Genomic DNA, 15,789 nt, shown 5'->3' with positions numbered 1-15,789 from the left:
GTCGTTCGCGTCGGGAGGCGCTTTATAGGCGACACCTCCCAAACCGCGCAAGTACTTTTTTCGCCCCTCATGACGATTCCTTGACCAGAGGGGTCAGAAGGCGGCCGACGGGATCTCGTCGTCATGCCAAGTGCGGCCGTCACGCTCGATCAGAGCGATCGACTGCGAGGGGCCCCAGGTGCCGGCAATATAGGGCTTCGGCATCTCGTGCCGGGCGGTCCAGCCGTCGATGATCGGCTCCGCCCACTGCCACGCCGCCTCGACCTCGTCGCGGCGCATGAACAGGGTGGAGTTGCCGCGCACCACATCCATCAGCAGGCGCTCATAGGCATCCGGGAAGCGGCCGCCGAAGGTCTGCGCGAAGCTGAGGTTCAAGGCCGCCGGCCGCAGGCGCATACCGCCCGGCCCGGGTTCCTTGGTCATCAGATGCATACGGATGCTCTCGTCGGGCTGGAGCCGGACGATCAGGCGGTTGGCCTGCAACTCGCCCGCCCCCTGCGGGAAGATCGAGTGGCGGATTGGCCGGAACTGGATAACGATCTCCGACATCTTGGCCGGCAGCCGCTTGCCGCTACGCAGGTAGAAGGGCACGCCGGCCCAGCGCCAATTGTCGATCTCCAGCTTCAGCGCGACGAAGGTCTCCGTGCTGCTGCCGGCCGGAATGCCGGGTTCGTCGAGATAGCCGGGCACCGCACCGCCGGCAACGGCACCGGCGCGATACTGGCCGCGGACGGTGCAGCCGCCGATCTCGTCCGGTCCAATGGGCTTGAGCGAGCGCAGAACCTTCAGCTTCTCGTCGCGAACCGATTCCTGGGCCAGCGAAATCGGGCATTCCATGCCGACCAGACAGACGAGTTGCAGCAGGTGGTTCTGCACCATGTCGCGTAGGGCGCCGGACTGGTCGTAGTAGCCGCCACGCTCCTCCACGCCGACCGTCTCGGCGACGGTGATCTGCACATGGTCGATATGGTCGGCGTTCCACAAGGGCTCGAACAGCGAGTTGCCGAAGCGCAGGGCCAACAGGTTCTGCACCGTCTCCTTACCGAGATAATGGTCGATGCGGTAAATCTGCGGCTCGGTGAAGACCGCACCGACCCGGTCGTTGATTTCCTGTGCCGAGGCGAGGTCGCGGCCGATCGGCTTCTCCAGCACGACGCGCGAGGCCGGGGTGGCGAGGCCGAAGGCGCGGAGTTGATCGCTGACCGGGCCGAACAGGCTGGGAGAGGTGGCGAGGTAGAAGATACGGACCGCGTCGCTGCCGCGCGGCGGCGGGCTGTTCAGCCGGTCGGCCAACTCGTCCCAACCATCATCGGAGGTGGCATCGACCGGGACATAATCCAGCCGCTCCAGGAAACGGGCGACCACCGCAGTGTCACGCTCGTCGGCCGGAACATGCTCGCGGATCGCCTCCTCCGCCTTGGCGCGGTAGTCGGAGGGAGCGAGCGGGCTGCGCGAGACGCCGATGATGCGGCTGCCCTCGGCCACCTGCCCCGCCTTGTCGCGCAGGTAGAGCGCCGGCAGCAGCTTGCGCAGGGCCAGATCGCCGGTGCCGCCGAACACCGTATAGTCGAAGGGGGGCAGTGCGGGCGCTGCGACGGTGGAGCGGGAGTTCATCTTCGGACCTCTCGACGTCGATGGCACGGTGCGTTTGGTCAGCCCGTGCGTTATGGTGCCACAGGGATGGGCCGGTCACAATGCGGGCCGGCATGGCCCGATGCCGGCCCAACGTTCAGGATTTGCTACCGCCGGATGAACCGGCAGGATCAGCCCAGCAGGTTGAGGACGGAAGCCCCGCTCTCCGCCGGGCCGGCATTGTTGCGGAACAGGGAGAAGAGTTCCCGACCGCAGCCGTGGGAGGCATCCTCGCTCGGCGGCGGGGGAGCGCCGCGGCTCTCCCACTCGGCGGCATCGACCAGGGCGTTCAGTGTCCCGGCCTCCGCATCCAAGCGCAGGATGTCGCCGTCGCGCACACGGCCGAGCGGACCGCCGCCCTTGACCTCAGGCGTGACGTGGATGGCCGCCGGCACCTTGCCCGACGCACCGGACATGCGGCCGTCGGTCACCAGCGCGACCTTGAAGCCCTTGTCCTGCACCACGCCCAGCGGCGGGGTCAGCTTGTGCAGCTCCGGCATGCCGTTGGCGCCCGGGCCCTGGTAGCGAACGACGACGATCACGTCGCGGTCGAGTTCGCCGGCACGGAAGGCGGCCTGCACGGACTCCTGGTTGTCGAAGACGCGGGCCGGGGCCTCGACGACGCGATGCTCCGGCTTGACCGCCGAGGTCTTGATGACGCCGCGGCCGAGATTGCCGGTCAGCACGCGCAGGCCGCCTTCGGCCGCGAAGGGGGCTGCGGTGGTGGCGACGACCGACGGGTCGCCGCTCTGGTCGGTGGCCGTGCGGGTCCAGGTCAGGGCGCCGCCTTCGTCCAGGTCAGGCATACTGCGGTAGGGCTCGAGCCCGCCTTCGCCGTAAATGGTGGAAATGTCGGTGTGGACCAGCCCGGCATCGATCAGCTGGCCGATGATGAAGGGCATGCCACCGGCCTGATGGAAGCGGTTCACGTCGGCGCTGCCGTTGGGATAGACCCGGGCCAGCAGCGGGACGACCGCCGACAGCTCCGAGAAATCCTCCCAGTTCAGTTCGATGCCGGCGGCTGCGGCGATGGCCGGGATGTGCAGGGTGTGGTTGGTCGAGCCGCCGGTGGCCAACAGCCCGACGATGCCGTTGACCAGTGCGCGCTCATCGACGATGCGGCCGATCGGGGTGCCGGCGCCGGGTACGGTCATCGCCACCACCCGGCGGGCGGCGGCGTCGGTCAGCGCATCGCGCAGCGGCGTGTTGGGGTTGACGAAGCTGGCGCCCGGCAGATGCAGGCCCATGATCTCCATCAGCATCTGGTTGGTGTTGGCTGTGCCGTAGAAGGTGCAGGTGCCGGGGGCGTGATAGGACTTGGACTCGGCCTCCAGCAACTCCTCGCGACCGACCTTGCCCTGGGCATAGAGCTGACGCGCCTTGGCCTTGTCGGCATTGGACAGGCCGGACGGCATCGGGCCGGCAGGCACGAAGATCGTCGGCAGATGGCCGAAGGCGAGCGAGCCGATCACCAGGCCGGGGACGATCTTATCGCAGATGCCCAGGCACAGCACGCCGTCGAAGGTCGCGTGCGACAGCGCGACGCCGGTCGCCAGCGCGATGACATCTCGGCTGAACAGAGATAGCTCCATCCCCTCGTAACCCTGGGTGACGCCGTCGCACATGGCGGGCACGCCACCGGCGACTTGGGCCACGCCCCCCGCCGCCCGCACCGACTCGCGGATCATGGCGGGGTAGCGCTCATAAGGCTGATGGGCCGAGAGCATGTCGTTGTAAGCGGTGACGATGCCGATCGACGGCTGCGTCTCGCCACGTAGCGCCGCCTTGTCGTTCGCACCGCAGGCCGCAAAGGCGTGGGCGAGGTTGGCGCAGCCGAGGCGGTGGCGGCGCGGCTTGCCACCGGCATTTTCCAGCCGCGCCAGATAGGCGGCACGGCGGTCGCGGCTGCGCTCCGCGATGCGCTCCGTCACGCGGGCGACGACAGAATTCAGGGAGGCGGGCTTGCTCATGATCGCGTCTCGACCGTTTGTGGGAGGCGATGATTTCTGAAACGGACCATACGCCTGAGAGGACGGGCTGTGAAGAAAATTTTTTTCATATGCGGCATCAAACGGTTGGATTTCTCGCAATCCGCGGCAAATTTCTTCATAGTGCCGGAAGCGCTCTCCGCAGCACCGTACCTGTCCGGACTCCGGCATTGTCAGCCCATTCCAGGGAAGTAACTTTACGCCATGCCACCCCCGGTCAACAGCGCCACCGCCAATCCTGCACCAATGGATATATTGGACGGGATCCGCCGGCTGCGGGATAGGTTGAAGCGATCGGAGGGGCAGATCGCCGATCTGGTACTGGCCGATCCGCGACGGGTGCTCGACCTGAACGTCACCTCGCTGGCGCAGGCGGCGGAAGTCAGCGAGGCGACGGTCGTGCGTTTTTGCCGCAGCGTCGGCTGTGCCGGCTTTCCCGACTTCAAGTTGCGGCTCGCCGAATCCCAGGCGCGTGATGCGCTGCGCGACGAAGTGCGCGGCGGCACTCCCTATGTCAGCCAGGATGTGGCGCCGGACGACGCTGTCGGCACGCTGGCGAGAAAAATTTTTTCATCGAGTGCCGCCGCCCTGACCGCGGCCTCCGCGACGCTGGACGACGGGGCGCTGGAGCGGGCCATCGGTCTGCTGGCGGACGCGCCGCGGGTGCTGTGCGTCGGCACCGGTGGGTCGAGCGCCCTGGCCCAGGATGCGGCGCACAAGCTGCTGCGCTTTGGCGCCGATGCGCAGCCCTGCGCCGATCCGGTGCTGGCGCGCATGCTGCTGGTCAATATGGCGGCCGGCGGGGTGCTGCTGGCGCTGTCCAACACAGGGCGCAGCGGAACGATCAACGAGCTGGCGGCAGCGGCGCGGGCACAGGGCACGGCGGTGGTGGCGATCACCGCACCGCGGTCGCCCTTGGCCACCATGGCGAGCGTGGTCATCGCCAGCCAGCCGGTGGAGGATACCGAGATGTACACGCCGATGGCCTCGCGATTGGTGCATCTGACGCTAATCGATGTGCTGTCAACCGGCGTGGCACTGCGGCTGGGCGATCCGGCCGTGCGGCAGCTGGCGAAGGTGAAGTCGGCAATCAATGCCGGTCGGCTGCCACCGCTGACCTGACGGCAGGCTGTCGGCCGCTTGCCCTTTGCGTCATCCGACCATCGATTAAGATGGCGTGGCATCGGCGTGGCCGTGACGGCGATCCTTGTACCATCGTCGAATAATTAAGCAGACGAACGATTGCTATCCTCGACCGCAATCAGGCCCTGAAACCGTCCAGTGTTTCCGCAAATGCGGGACCCGCGGCACGGCACAACACGGGAGCCGAAAAGACGGATGCAGGAAGAGGACGCATCGATGACGCAAAGGTCCGCCACGCCGCCCACCCGTCCCCACCGCCTCGCCCTGCCTGCTCTGGCCGGGCTGTTGACTGTGGTGCTGAGCGGTCCGGTCTTCGCGCACGGCGACGTCGTTCCGCAGCCGGTCGACACCAGCGGGCTGGAGAAGCTGGGCGACAAGTGGCGGGACAGCAATCCCTACCGCGGCAACCCGCGCGCCATCGAGATCGGTTCGTCCGCCTTCAACCAGAACTGTGCGCGCTGTCATGGGTTGGGTGCGGTGTCCGGCGGCATCGCCCCCGATCTGCGCTACCTGGAGAAGGGCGATGCCGGTGACGAGTGGTTCAAGGAGCGCGTCACCAATGGCTCGATCCGCAACGGCGTGACCTACATGCCCAAGTTCGGCGAGGCTCTGGGGCAGGAGGCGCTGTGGGCCATCCGCTCCTGGCTGGAGACAGTACACGAAGATTAACGTCCGATTCCGACCGAAGGGGGGTAGGCCCGATGGCGGTGCGACATGTTCGCGCACAAAACAATTGGCGTCATTCGCGTTGTTGCACCCCCCCATTTCGCTCTGACACAATGGAAGCGGGAACCACTCCCGTCATCCATCCCTTCCGCCCCCATTTGCCGCTGTGCAGGGAACCGCAGGCCATGACCCGGATCCTGATTGCCGATGATCATCCGATGGTGCGCGATGCGCTGCGCAGCGCGGTGCTCTATTCCTGCCAAGCCACCGACGTGATGGAGGCGGACCGGCTCGACAGCGTCATGCAGGCGCTGGAGGAGCGGGGCGACCTCGACCTCGTGCTGCTGGACGTCAATATGCCGGGCATGAACGGGCTGGGCGGGCTGCGCACGCTGCGCCAGCGCTTTCCGGCAACTCCGGTCGTCGTCGTTTCCGCCCATGAGGAGCGCCGATGGGTGCGCGAGGCGATGGAGAGCGGGGCCGCCGGCTTCATTCCCAAATCGACCCCGCGCGACGCTATCGCCGCCGCCCTGCGTCAGGTGCTGAACGGCGAGCTTTACGTTCCGCCCCAGGCCGGGGAGGAGACCGCCGCCGACGAGGCCGAGGATGCCGAAACCGCGGAGATTGCGCGGCGCATCGCCACCCTGACGGCACAGCAGCTCCGGGTGCTGGAATTGCTGGGTACGGGGAAGTTGAACAAGGAGATCGCCTTCGACCTCAGCATCACCGAGACGACGGTGAAGGCCCATGTCTCGGCCATCCTGCAAAAGCTGAAGGTCTACAGCCGCACCCAGGCGGTGGTGATCGCCAACCGCGTGCTGGCCGACCGGCGGTGAGGAGAGGTTCGTGGAGGGGGCGAAGCCTCCCGAAATTCGTTACTCTCTTTCTCACACTCGTCCTTACCGCCCCCGCCCTCGGTGCCGGCATTCCGCAGCCTGAAGGCTACCGCCTGTCCGACTACCGCTCCCCCACGCCGGACGGCGTCGCCGGGGCGGAAACGGTCGACACCCCCACGGTGCAGGCGCTGCTGTCGCAAGGGCGCCTCATTCCGATCTTCGTCCAAAGGCTGGAGCGCAGCACCCTGCCCGGTGGTCCCTGGCTGCAATCGAAACCCTATCGGCAAATCCCCGGCAGCGTCTGGCTGCCCAATGTGGGGATGGGGGCGCCCGATCCGGCGACTCTGGCTTGGTTTAATTCCCAGCTGGACCGGCTGACCGGCGGCGACCGGGCCCGTGATCTTTTGTTCTACTGCCTGTCCGATTGCTGGCTGTCGTGGAACGCCGCCAAGCGGGCGGTGTTGCTTGGCTATGCCCGGGTCCATTGGTACCCGACGGGCATCGACGGCTGGATGGAGGCCGGTCTGCCGACGGAGGAGGCGCATCCGCTGCCCCCTCCCGCCGCCCCCGCACCCTGATTTCGGGGGCGGACCGGCGTCGAAAGAGGTGGCGGATTACACCATGGTAGCATGGCGGCCGACCGCCCAGGACCGCTACTCTTCATCTTGCCAACCATCATGGTCGACAACAGTCAGCAAGCAGGAGTATCACGCGATGAAGACCTGGCGCAAACCGAAGACCACCGAGATCGCCGTCGGCACCGAGATCAACGCCTACGCCTGCGCCGGCCTGTAAGCCGGACGATAGGGTCCGGGGAAGCACGGCGTGACAGCGCTTCCCCGGCCCTCCTTTTTCAAGACCGCGCTCAAGACGGTGGCCATGAAGATTCTCGTACTCGGTTCGGCGGCCGGCGGGGGCTTCCCGCAATGGAACTGCGCCTGCGAGGGATGCCGCCGTGCCCGTTCCGGCGACCCCGCAGCCAGGCCGCGCACCCAGTCGTCTCTGGCGGTGACCGCGGACGGCGAGCGTTGGCTGCTGCTGAACGCCTCGCCGGACCTCGGCGCGCAGCTGCTCGCCAGCCCGCAGCTTCATCCCCAAGGGTCCCTGCGCGGCAACCCGATCAGCGCGGCGCTGCTGACCAATGCCGACATCGACCATGTCGCAGGTCTGCTGACCCTTCGCGAATCCCATCCCTTCGCCGTCTACGCAACGCCGCGCGTTCATGGCGTGCTGGCCGCCAACAACGTCTTCAACGTGCTGAACCCGGAACTGGTCGCCCGCCGCCCGATGGCGCTGGGTGAGGCGTTCCAGCCCGCCGGTGCCGATGGCCGTCCGCTGGGGCTGGAGGTAGAAGCCTTCGCGGTGCCGGGCAAGGTGGCGCTCTATCTGGAGGACGCCTCCGCCGGTCCCGGCTTCGGCTCCGTCGCCGAGGACACGGTGGCGCTGCGCATCCGCCCCAGTGACGGCTCCAGCGAAGGCTTCTTCTACATTCCCGGCTGTGCCGGCATGCCCGACTGGCTCGCCGACCGGCTGCATGGGGCGCCGCTGGTGCTGTTCGACGGCACCACCTGGACCGACGACGAGATGATCCGCAGCGGCACCGGCGTGAAGACGGCGGCGCGGATGGGCCATATGCCGATGTCGGGGCATGCTGGCAGCATGGCCGCCTTTGCGCCGCTGAAGGTTGCCCGCAAGTTCTACATCCACATCAACAACACGAACCCCGCCCTGCTGGAGGATTCGCCCGAACGGGCGAAGGCCGAGGCGGCCGGCTGGCGCATCGCCCATGACGGGCTGGAGCTGACCCTATGACCGATCTGATGTCCCGCGAGGAGTTCCGCGCCGCCCTCTACGCCATCGGCGAGCGGCAGTATCACGACCTCCACCCGTTCCATCAGCTTCTGCACGGCGGCAAGCTGCAGAAGGGGCAAATCCAGGCCTGGGCGCTGAACCGCTTCTATTATCAGGTCTCGATCCCGCGCAAGGATCTGACCATCATGTCGCGCATGGACGACCCGGCACTGCGCCGCGCCTGGTTGCAGCGGGTACTTGATCATGACGGGCTGACCCAGACCGGCGAGTTGGATGAGACCAAGGTCGGCGGCATCGAGCGCTGGCTGCGGCTGACCGACGGGCTGGGGCTGGACCGCGACTATGTGAAGTCGCTGGAGGGCATCCTGCCCGCCACCCGCTTTGCGGTGGACGCCTACGTCAATTTCGTCCGCGACCATTCGCTGCTGGAGGCGGTGGCGTCCTCGCTGACCGAGCTGTTCGCGCCGTCGATCCACCGCGAGCGCATCGCCGGCTTCGAACGCAACTACGCCTTCGCCAACGACAGCACACTGTCCTATTTCCGCAAGCGGCTGGACGAGGCCCCGCGCGATGTGGAGTTCGGGCTGGAATATGTGCTGACCAATGCCCATACAGCGGAACAGCAGAAGCAGTGCCTGCACGCCCTGTGCTTCAAGACGGAACTGCTGTGGGCGCAGCTGGACGCGCTGCACCATGCCTATGTTACCCCCAACCTGATCCCGCCCGGCGCCTTCGTGCCGGTGGACATGGAACCGACGCGGTACAGCCGGTGAACGCGATTGCTCCACACGTCGCAGAGACCGACCGGCTGCGGCTGGCCCCCGGCGTCATGCTGCGCAACGACCGCCGCCGCGACCAATGGATGCTGATGGCGCCGGAGCGGCTTCTGGTGCTGGACGAGATGGCGCTGGCGATCGTCCGCGCCTGCGTCGGTCCGGAGATCGCCGACGTGGCCGCCGGCATCGATCGGCTGACGGTGGAATACGACGCCCCACGTACGGAGATCGCCGCCGACGTGCTGGAAATGCTGACCGACCTGCGCAACAAGGGCTATGTCGTCACATGAGGTGCGTCACATGAGCTGCGCCCTGCCCGCCTTCGTGGCGTCATCGGCCGCCGAGCCGGCCCCGCCCTTCGCCGTGCTGATGGAGCTGACGCATCGCTGCCCGCTGCGCTGCCCCTACTGTTCCAACCCGGTGGCGCTCGATTCCGCCAGCGCGGAGCTGGACACCACCACCTGGAAGCGGGTTCTGGACGAGGCGGCGGACGTCGGCGCGCTCCAGGTCCATTTCTCCGGCGGCGAGCCCTGCGTCCGCAAGGATCTGGAGGAACTGGTCGCCCACGCGACGGAGATCGGGCTCTACAGCAACCTCATCACTTCGGCCGTGCTGCTCGACCAGCCGCGGCTGGAGCGGTTGCAGCGCGCCGGGCTTCAGCATGTGCAGATCAGTCTTCAGGACTCGGAGGCCGCCGGTGCCGACCGTGTCGGCGGCTTCAAGGGAGGCCATGCGAAGAAGCTGGAGGTGGCGCGGGCGGTGGTGGCCCAGGGTCTGGCACTGACCATCAACGCGGTTCTGCACCGTCACAACATCGACCGGGTGAACGAGGTGATCGATCTGGCGATGAAACTCGGCGCCGGACGGATCGAGATCGCCAACGTGCAGTATTACGGCTGGGCGCTCGCCAACCGTGCGGCGCTGATGCCGTCGCGCGAGCAGCTGCTGGCGATGGACGCGGCGGTGCGCGCCCGGCTGCCGGAACTGGCCGGGCGGATCGTGGTGGACTATGTCGTCCCAGATTATTACGCCCGTCGGCCGAAGAGCTGCATGGGGGGCTGGGCCCGGCGCTTCATGAACGTCACCCCGCGCGGTCGTGTCCTGCCCTGCCACGCGGCGGAAACCATCCCGGGCATGAAGTTCGAGACGGTGCACGACCGCAGCCTGTCCGACATCTGGCGCGACGGTCCGGCCTTCACCCGCTACCGTGGCACCGACTGGATGCCGGAGCCCTGCCAGTCCTGCGACCACAAGGAAGAAGATTGGGGTGGCTGCCGCTGTCAGGCCCTGGCGCTGGCCGGCAGTGCCGATGCGACCGACCCAGTGTGTGAACTGTCCCCCGCCCATACGGATGTCGCCGTGCTACGCGACCGCGATGCGGCGGCACTGGGCACGGAGTGGACGTATCGGGGGCTGTGAGCGGTTTGGAGTCGAATGAGGTGCCCTCACCCTGCCCTTCCCCTCTCAGCTGTCGCTCCCCGACCCGCCCTTCTTCCCGCCGCCGTCCTGCTTGTTGACGGTCGCCCAGGCGCGGCGTTCTGCCTCATCGTGCGACACGCCGCGCTTCTCGTACCCCTCCTCGATATGCTCGGCCTTGCGCTTCTGCTTGTCAGTGTATTTGTCCTTGTCGCCTTGGGACATCGGATCCTCCTGCTGTACTTTCCCGTTCAACAACCCGCGCAAATGGAAAGTTCCTCGGGGAAATAGGCGAAAACTCATATCCGGGACCGGACAGACGAAAAGCGTGGCTTGCCGTGAGCGGGACTGTCACCCATCCTTTCCCCAATGCTTTCAGGGGGGGAGGTTCCGGGGTGTTCGCGATATTCAATAAGGGCGTCAACAGGGGCCGCGCCATCATAGGTGCGGCGGTTCTGGCACTGAGCCTCGCCGCCGGTTCGGCGCAGGCAGCGGATGCGGTCCGGGTCGGGTCGAAACTGGATGCCGAAAGCGGACTGCTCGGCACCATGATCCTCCAGGTGCTGCAGGCCAATGGCATTTCGACGGAGAACAAGGTTCAGCTCGGTCCGACCAAGATCGTGCGCGGCGCTCTGCTGTCGGGCGAGATCGACATCTACCCGGAATACACCGGCAACGGCGCCTTCTTCTTCAACGTCGACAGCGATCCGGCCTGGAAGAATGCCGGGGCCGGCTATGACAAGGTCCGGCAGCTCGACCAGGAGAAGAACAACGTCGTCTGGTTGAAGCCCGCCCCGGCCAACAACACCTGGGCGCTGGCCGTCCGCCGGGACGTGGCCGACGCCAACAAGCTGAAGACGATGGAGGATTTTGCCAAGTGGGTCTCCGGCGGCGGCAAGGCGAAGGTCGCGGCGTCGGCCGAGTTCGTGGAGAGCCCGGCCGCCCTGCCCTCCTTCCAGCAGACCTACGGCTTCGCGCTGAAGCCGGACCAGATGCTGATCCTGGCCGGGGGCGACACCGCAGCCACGATCCGTGCGGCGGCGGAACAGACCTCCGGCGTCAACACCGCCATGGTATACGGCACCGACGGTGCAATCGCGGCATTGGATCTCGTCGTGCTGACCGATACCAAGGGCGCGCAGATGGTCTATGAGCCGGCGCCGACCGTCCGTGCACCGGTGCTGACCGCCAACCCGAAGATCGCCGACCTGCTGAATCCGGTCTTCGCCAGCCTGGATGCCGACACCCTGCGCGGGCTGAACGCCAAGATCTCGGTCGATGGCCAGGACCAGAAGCAGGTCGCCACCGAGTACCTGAAGTCCAAGGGCTTTCTGAAGTAAGCCTGCGACGTGACCAGCCGACCGACCCTGCACACATCCCTGCACAACCGCGTCGCCCTGCTGATGGCGCTGGCCGTGGCGGTCGCTGCCATGGCCCTGCCCTTCCTCGGCTTTGCGCCCAATCGGCTGCTGTCCGGACGGCCGGTGTCGCTTTGGGCGGCGGTGCAGGGGCTGGACGGAGTAGCGGCCCTGATACCGGGGCTGGTCCTGCTGGCGACGCCGTTCCTGCGGCAGACCCGCATCTGGCTTGGTTTGACCATCGCGGCCGGCGGGCTGTTCGCCGCCGGGCTGGCTTGGCTGGCCGGTGCCCATGCGGCAACACTGGCGCAGGGAGCATCGGCGGCGGCGCGCACCTCCTTCGCCTCCGGTTTCTGGGTGATGGCGGCGGCCGGCTTGTTGACAGCGGTCGACGCGGCCCGGCGGCTGGGGCTGGGTGCCGTCGGCCGGATGACGGCCGGCGGAGCGGTCGCCGGGCTGGTGGCGCTGCAACTGGCATCGGGCCATCTCGACGCGCTGTCGATCCTCAAGGAATATGCCAACCGGCGTGAGGTGTTCGCCGATGCCGTGCTGCGCCATGCCACGCTGGTGGCGGCGGCGTTGGTGCCGACGTTGCTGGTCGGCGTGCCGCTGGGCATCGCCGCGCATCGGGTCCAGGCGGTCGGGCGCGCGGTGTTCCCGCTGCTGAACGTGGTGCAGACGGTGCCCTCCATCGCCTTGTTCGGCCTGCTGATGGCGCCGCTGGCAGCACTCGGTGCAATGTTGCCGGGGTCGGGGATCAGCGGGGTTGGGCCGCTGCCGGCGGTGATCGCACTGACGCTCTATTCGCTCCTGCCCATCGTGCGCAACACCGCGGTCGGACTGGACGGCGTGCCAGCCCCGGTGCGGGAAGCGGCTCGCGGCATGGGGCTGACACCGCGCCAGATCTTCCTGCGCGTCGATCTGCCGCTGGCGCTGCCGGTCTTCCTGTCGGGACTGCGCATCACGGTGGTCCAGGCGGTCGGGCTGGCGGCGGTGGCGGCGCTGATCGGGGCGGGGGGCCTGGGAGCGATCATGTTCCAGGGGCTTTTCGCCAACGCGCTGGACCTTGTGCTGCTGGGCGCCGTTCCGGTCATTCTGCTCGCAGTGGCGGCCGACGCCCTGCTGTCCATCGGCATCGCCGCCGCCACCCACCGCGTCGGCGTTCTGCCGGGAAGGAGTGCGCCATGATCGACTTCGAGCGCGTGACCAAGCGCTTCGGTTCCTGGACCGCGGTGGACACCGTGTCCTTCACCGTGGCGGAGGGGGAGTTCCGCGTGTTGATCGGCCCGTCCGGCTCCGGCAAATCGACGGTTCTGCGGATGATCAACCGCCTGATCCCCGCCGACGAAGGCACCATCCGCATCGACGGCGAGGACATCGCAGCGCTGAAACCGGAGGCGCTTCGCCGCCGCATGGGCTACGTCATCCAGTCGGTCGGCCTGTTCCCGCACTGGACGGTGGAGCGCAACATCGCGACGGTGCCCGGCCTGCTCGGCTGGCCCAAAGCACGCATCCGCGACCGGGTGACGGAACTTCTGGAGCTGCTGAACCTCGATCCCCGCCGCTACCGCGGCGCCTTTCCGCACCAGCTGTCCGGCGGGCAGCAGCAGCGCGTCGGCGTCGCCCGGGCGCTGGCGGCGGAACCGCGCATCCTGTTGATGGACGAGCCGTTCAGCGCGCTCGATCCCATCACCCGCACCAGTTTGCAGACGGAGCTGTCGGCCATCCACCACCGCACCGGCACCACCGTGGTCTTCGTCACCCACGACATGGACGAGGCGCTGCGGCTGGGCGACAGCATCGCGGTGATGGACCATGGCCGGCTGATCCAGTGCGCCACGCCGCTGGAGATTCTGACCCGCCCTGCCAGCCCGCTGGTCCGCGATCTCGTCGGGCGCGAGGAATGGGGACTGAAGCGGCTGGCGGTGGAGACGGTCGGCGACCGCGCCCGTCGCCAGGAAAGTGTGACCGGCGAGCCGCTGGCCGCCGAAACCCCGCTGCACCGCGCCCTGTCGGAAATGGTCGCCCGCGGCACCGAGCGGCTGCCGGTGGTGGACGGCGACGGCCGGCCGGCCGGGGTGCTGCACCTGTCAGACCTCGTGCGTCCCGTCCCCGGCGGCACGGCCTCCGGCGGAACCGCATGACCGGCACCGGTATGGCCCCGCGGGAGTTTCTGACTGACCGGCTGATGCTGGGGCTGGTGGCATTGGTGGCGCTGGTTCTGGGCATGCCGTCGCTGAAGCCGCTGTTCGCGACGCTTTTTCCCCGGCTGGACCGCCCGCTCTACGAGGCGGAGAGCTTCGTCCGCCTGACGCTCGACCATATGGCGCTGGTCGGCCTCTCCAGCCTTGCGGCGATCCTGCTGGGCGGCAGCGCCGGCATCGCCGTCACGCGCCCCTGGGGGCGGGAGTTCCGCGGCCTGCTGGAAACCGTCGCCACCATGGGCCAGACTTTCCCGCCGGTGGCCGTGCTGGCGCTGGCGGTGCCGGTGATGGGCTTCGGTCCCGAGCCGGCGCTGATCGCGCTGACGCTCTACGCCCTCCTGCCAGTGGTGGAGAACATGGTCGCCGGGCTGGACGGCGTCCCGGCCCCGGTGCTGGACGCGGCCCACGGGCTGGGCATGGGATCGGCGGAGATACTGTTCCGGGTGGAGCTGCCGTTGGCCGCTCCGGTGATCCTGGCCGGGGTACGCACCGCCGTCATCATCAATGTCGGCACCGCCGCCATCGCTTCCACCGTCGGCGCCAAGACCCTGGGGCTGCCGATCATCGTCGGGCTGAACGGATCCAACCAAGCCTATGTCATCCAGGGCGCGCTGATCGTCGCCGCACTCGCCGTGGTGATCGACGCCGGGTTCGACCGGCTGGCCGGATGGCTGACGCGCTGGTCGCAACGCTGACAGCCGAAGAGGCGCCGCCGTCATATTTGAGAATGACTTGCATTCGCATTCTAAACCCCCTACCCTCCGCTCATTCCCCCCAAGCGGAGTCCGTCATGTCCAGCATGCAGTCCCATCGCCGCGCTTCGCCGCCCCGCGAGCGCTTCCAGGATCTGCGCGGTGCCGAGGTGCTGGTCGTCTCGGTTCTGCGGCTGTGGGCCGAACCTCTGCGTGAGCCGGAACGGCAGCACCCGCATTGGCAGGACGGCATGATCGAGGCCGGACTGTCGAACGAAGCCGCGGTGGCGTTCGACACGCTGATGCGGATCGTGCTGGCCGCCACCACCCGCTCGCTCGACCTGCACCGCCCGCCCTGCCCCGGCCTGGGCACCGACGAGGCGCTGCTGCTCGATATGCTGCGGCTGGCGCAACGGGGCCAGCATGGCGAGGCCGGGCTGCTGATGAACGACTGGCTGCCTTTGGCCGGCGTGCGGATGGCGATGGCACCGCTCTGCGTCCTGGCCGCCGCGCTCGCTCGCGCCGGCCTTACCCTGCCGGACCCGGACGAGGAATCACGGATGCCGGGCCGGACGGCCGCCGGCCGCATCGACCGGTCGCGCCCCACCGCCGACCGTGGCGCCACGCTGCTGCATTGACGGAAGGTCGCCGGTCAGCGCCGTATTCCGGCGGCGATCCGGTCGGCCAGCACACCGACGGCCTGACTCATCGTCCGGACCTGGGCATCGGGTTCGGCGCCGCCGGACGGCACCTCCACCGTTTCCCGCGCCGGACCGCTCCTGCGCGCGCCGGAGCCGCCGCCCGGCGACAGGCTCCATTGGACGTCGAGAACCACGCGGCCGGTAGCATCGGCATCGAAGCGCAGCACGGTGACGGCAAGCACTGCCGTGCCGTCCCCAACAGAACTGCCGGCCATCGGCAGGACCGTCGTGCCTGGCAGCCGCGCTGCGAGGTCGCCGGCCAGGGTGGAGCGCAGGCCATCGGCCAGCGGCTCGGCCCAGCGGTCGAACTCCAGCGCCTCGACCCGGTTGCCATCGATGCGGCGGACGATCTGCGGCCGGTCGATCAGCATCGGCAGGTCAAGCGAACCCAAAGCCAAGGTCCGGAGCGCCGACCCTGCCGGCTGCGCCGCACCGGCCGGCGGAACCACCGCCAGTGTGTAGAGCCGGCTGTCCGGCGTCGACTGGCAGGCTGCCATCACGAGAAACGGCATTGCCAGCACGGTATTCCGGAGTCCGCGCATCACTCTCATCCCCTGTTCTCCCC

18 protein-coding genes are annotated in these 15,789 nt (G+C 67.9%); 14 read left to right on the top strand and 4 right to left on the bottom strand.

The window, feature by feature from the left end:
* Positions 1 to 93: 93 nt before the first annotated feature.
* Both zwf and edd read right to left on the bottom strand, forming a co-directional pair.
* Entirely contained in the window at positions 94 to 1,614 is a 1,521-nt protein-coding gene (zwf, locus tag J2848_RS35030) for a glucose-6-phosphate dehydrogenase (RefSeq protein ID WP_149233307.1), read from the bottom strand.
* A gap of 149 nt (positions 1,615 to 1,763) precedes the next feature.
* Entirely contained in the window at positions 1,764 to 3,602 is a 1,839-nt protein-coding gene (gene edd / locus J2848_RS35025; protein ID WP_149233306.1) for a phosphogluconate dehydratase, read from the bottom strand.
* Between the two features lie 222 nt (positions 3,603 to 3,824).
* Between edd and J2848_RS35020 the strand changes: the two genes are divergently transcribed.
* The 9 genes from J2848_RS35020 to pqqE all read left to right on the top strand — a co-directional run bounded on the left by J2848_RS35020 (position 3,825) and on the right by pqqE (position 10,272).
* Positions 3,825 to 4,742: an SIS domain-containing protein gene (locus J2848_RS35020; RefSeq protein WP_149233305.1), complete on the top strand. Its 918-nt coding sequence runs from the start codon at positions 3,825 to 3,827 to the stop codon at positions 4,740 to 4,742.
* Positions 4,743 to 4,979: 237 nt separating this feature from the next.
* The gene (gene pedF / locus J2848_RS35015; protein ID WP_211103245.1) at positions 4,980 to 5,432 is read left to right on the top strand and encodes a cytochrome c-550 PedF; all 453 of its coding nucleotides are present in this window, start codon (positions 4,980 to 4,982) and stop codon (positions 5,430 to 5,432) included.
* 182 nt (positions 5,433 to 5,614) lie between these two features.
* Positions 5,615 to 6,265, top strand: coding sequence for a response regulator (locus tag J2848_RS35010; RefSeq protein WP_149233304.1), 651 nt, complete (start codon positions 5,615 to 5,617; stop codon positions 6,263 to 6,265).
* Positions 6,262 to 6,843 carry a rhodanese-like domain-containing protein gene (locus tag J2848_RS35005; RefSeq protein WP_246194067.1) on the top strand — a complete coding sequence of 194 codons (582 nt, stop codon included), beginning with the start codon at positions 6,262 to 6,264 and terminating at the stop codon, positions 6,841 to 6,843. The genes J2848_RS35010 and J2848_RS35005 overlap by 4 nt, the downstream gene beginning before the upstream one ends.
* Positions 6,844 to 6,979: 136 nt before the next feature.
* Positions 6,980 to 7,060, top strand: coding sequence for a pyrroloquinoline quinone precursor peptide PqqA (gene pqqA, locus J2848_RS36340; protein WP_014249839.1), 81 nt, complete (start codon positions 6,980 to 6,982; stop codon positions 7,058 to 7,060).
* Between the two features lie 84 nt (positions 7,061 to 7,144).
* A complete protein-coding gene (pqqB, locus tag J2848_RS34995) occupies positions 7,145 to 8,077 on the top strand; it encodes a pyrroloquinoline quinone biosynthesis protein PqqB (protein ID WP_149233303.1) in 933 nt (310 codons plus the stop codon).
* Entirely contained in the window at positions 8,074 to 8,850 is a 777-nt protein-coding gene (gene pqqC, locus J2848_RS34990) for a pyrroloquinoline-quinone synthase PqqC (RefSeq protein WP_211103244.1), read from the top strand. The genes pqqB and pqqC overlap by 4 nt, the downstream gene beginning before the upstream one ends.
* A complete protein-coding gene (gene pqqD, locus J2848_RS34985) occupies positions 8,847 to 9,143 on the top strand; it encodes a pyrroloquinoline quinone biosynthesis peptide chaperone PqqD (protein ID WP_149233302.1) in 297 nt (98 codons plus the stop codon). The genes pqqC and pqqD overlap by 4 nt, the downstream gene beginning before the upstream one ends.
* Before the next feature lie 10 nt (positions 9,144 to 9,153).
* On the top strand, positions 9,154 to 10,272 hold the full coding sequence (gene pqqE, locus J2848_RS34980; protein ID WP_149233301.1) for a pyrroloquinoline quinone biosynthesis protein PqqE: 1,119 nt from the start codon (positions 9,154 to 9,156) through the stop codon (positions 10,270 to 10,272).
* 45 nt (positions 10,273 to 10,317) lie between these two features.
* Here pqqE and J2848_RS34975 read toward each other — a convergent pair whose 3' ends face one another.
* Positions 10,318 to 10,494: a hypothetical protein gene (locus J2848_RS34975; protein ID WP_170307144.1), complete on the bottom strand. Its 177-nt coding sequence runs from the start codon at positions 10,492 to 10,494 to the stop codon at positions 10,318 to 10,320.
* Positions 10,495 to 10,664: 170 nt separating this feature from the next.
* Between J2848_RS34975 and osmF the strand changes: the two genes are divergently transcribed.
* The 5 genes from osmF to J2848_RS34950 all read left to right on the top strand — a co-directional run bounded on the left by osmF (position 10,665) and on the right by J2848_RS34950 (position 15,161).
* Positions 10,665 to 11,609 carry a glycine betaine ABC transporter substrate-binding protein OsmF gene (gene osmF, locus J2848_RS34970; RefSeq protein ID WP_281288627.1) on the top strand — a complete coding sequence of 315 codons (945 nt, stop codon included), beginning with the start codon at positions 10,665 to 10,667 and terminating at the stop codon, positions 11,607 to 11,609.
* 9 nt (positions 11,610 to 11,618) lie between these two features.
* Positions 11,619 to 12,815, top strand: coding sequence for an ABC transporter permease (locus tag J2848_RS34965; protein ID WP_246194065.1), 1,197 nt, complete (start codon positions 11,619 to 11,621; stop codon positions 12,813 to 12,815).
* The gene (locus J2848_RS34960) at positions 12,812 to 13,771 is read left to right on the top strand and encodes an ABC transporter ATP-binding protein (RefSeq protein ID WP_149233300.1); all 960 of its coding nucleotides are present in this window, start codon (positions 12,812 to 12,814) and stop codon (positions 13,769 to 13,771) included. The genes J2848_RS34965 and J2848_RS34960 overlap by 4 nt, the downstream gene beginning before the upstream one ends.
* Positions 13,768 to 14,526, top strand: coding sequence for an ABC transporter permease (locus J2848_RS34955; protein ID WP_281288626.1), 759 nt, complete (start codon positions 13,768 to 13,770; stop codon positions 14,524 to 14,526). The genes J2848_RS34960 and J2848_RS34955 overlap by 4 nt, the downstream gene beginning before the upstream one ends.
* Before the next feature lie 95 nt (positions 14,527 to 14,621).
* Positions 14,622 to 15,161 (top strand): hypothetical protein, encoded by a 540-nt coding sequence (locus tag J2848_RS34950; protein ID WP_149233299.1) that lies wholly within the window; start codon positions 14,622 to 14,624, stop codon positions 15,159 to 15,161.
* A gap of 14 nt (positions 15,162 to 15,175) precedes the next feature.
* Here J2848_RS34950 and J2848_RS34945 read toward each other — a convergent pair whose 3' ends face one another.
* Positions 15,176 to 15,766 carry a PqiC family protein gene (locus J2848_RS34945; RefSeq protein ID WP_246194064.1) on the bottom strand — a complete coding sequence of 197 codons (591 nt, stop codon included), beginning with the start codon at positions 15,764 to 15,766 and terminating at the stop codon, positions 15,176 to 15,178.
* Positions 15,767 to 15,789: the final 23 nt, after the last annotated feature.

It is taken from the genome of Azospirillum lipoferum (assembly GCF_024170005.1).
Taxonomy (GTDB): domain Bacteria; phylum Pseudomonadota; class Alphaproteobacteria; order Azospirillales; family Azospirillaceae; genus Azospirillum; species Azospirillum lipoferum.
Note: the sequence above shows the minus strand (reverse complement) of the source record. Positions and strands in the feature narration are given on the sequence as shown.

What these genes read in the sequence shown, in the direction of transcription:
- J2848_RS35020 (WP_149233305.1), top strand. Translation starts at nt 3,825, where the DNA reads ATGCCACCCCCGGTCAACAGCGCCACCGCCAATCCTGCACCAATGGAT.
- J2848_RS35010 (WP_149233304.1), top strand. Translation starts at nt 5,615, where the DNA reads ATGACCCGGATCCTGATTGCCGATGATCATCCGATGGTGCGCGATGCG.
- pqqE (WP_149233301.1), top strand. Translation starts at nt 9,154, where the DNA reads ATGAGCTGCGCCCTGCCCGCCTTCGTGGCGTCATCGGCCGCCGAGCCG.
- J2848_RS34955 (WP_281288626.1), top strand. Translation starts at nt 13,768, where the DNA reads ATGACCGGCACCGGTATGGCCCCGCGGGAGTTTCTGACTGACCGGCTG.
- edd (WP_149233306.1), bottom strand. Translation starts at nt 3,602, where the DNA reads ATGAGCAAGCCCGCCTCCCTGAATTCTGTCGTCGCCCGCGTGACGGAG.
- J2848_RS34950 (WP_149233299.1), top strand. Translation starts at nt 14,622, where the DNA reads ATGTCCAGCATGCAGTCCCATCGCCGCGCTTCGCCGCCCCGCGAGCGC.
- pqqA (WP_014249839.1), top strand. Translation starts at nt 6,980, where the DNA reads ATGAAGACCTGGCGCAAACCGAAGACCACCGAGATCGCCGTCGGCACC.
- pedF (WP_211103245.1), top strand. Translation starts at nt 4,980, where the DNA reads ATGACGCAAAGGTCCGCCACGCCGCCCACCCGTCCCCACCGCCTCGCC.
- J2848_RS34975 (WP_170307144.1), bottom strand. Translation starts at nt 10,494, where the DNA reads ATGTCCCAAGGCGACAAGGACAAATACACTGACAAGCAGAAGCGCAAG.
- zwf (WP_149233307.1), bottom strand. Translation starts at nt 1,614, where the DNA reads ATGAACTCCCGCTCCACCGTCGCAGCGCCCGCACTGCCCCCCTTCGAC.
- J2848_RS34960 (WP_149233300.1), top strand. Translation starts at nt 12,812, where the DNA reads ATGATCGACTTCGAGCGCGTGACCAAGCGCTTCGGTTCCTGGACCGCG.
- pqqB (WP_149233303.1), top strand. Translation starts at nt 7,145, where the DNA reads ATGAAGATTCTCGTACTCGGTTCGGCGGCCGGCGGGGGCTTCCCGCAA.
- J2848_RS34945 (WP_246194064.1), bottom strand. Translation starts at nt 15,766, where the DNA reads ATGCGCGGACTCCGGAATACCGTGCTGGCAATGCCGTTTCTCGTGATG.
- pqqC (WP_211103244.1), top strand. Translation starts at nt 8,074, where the DNA reads ATGACCGATCTGATGTCCCGCGAGGAGTTCCGCGCCGCCCTCTACGCC.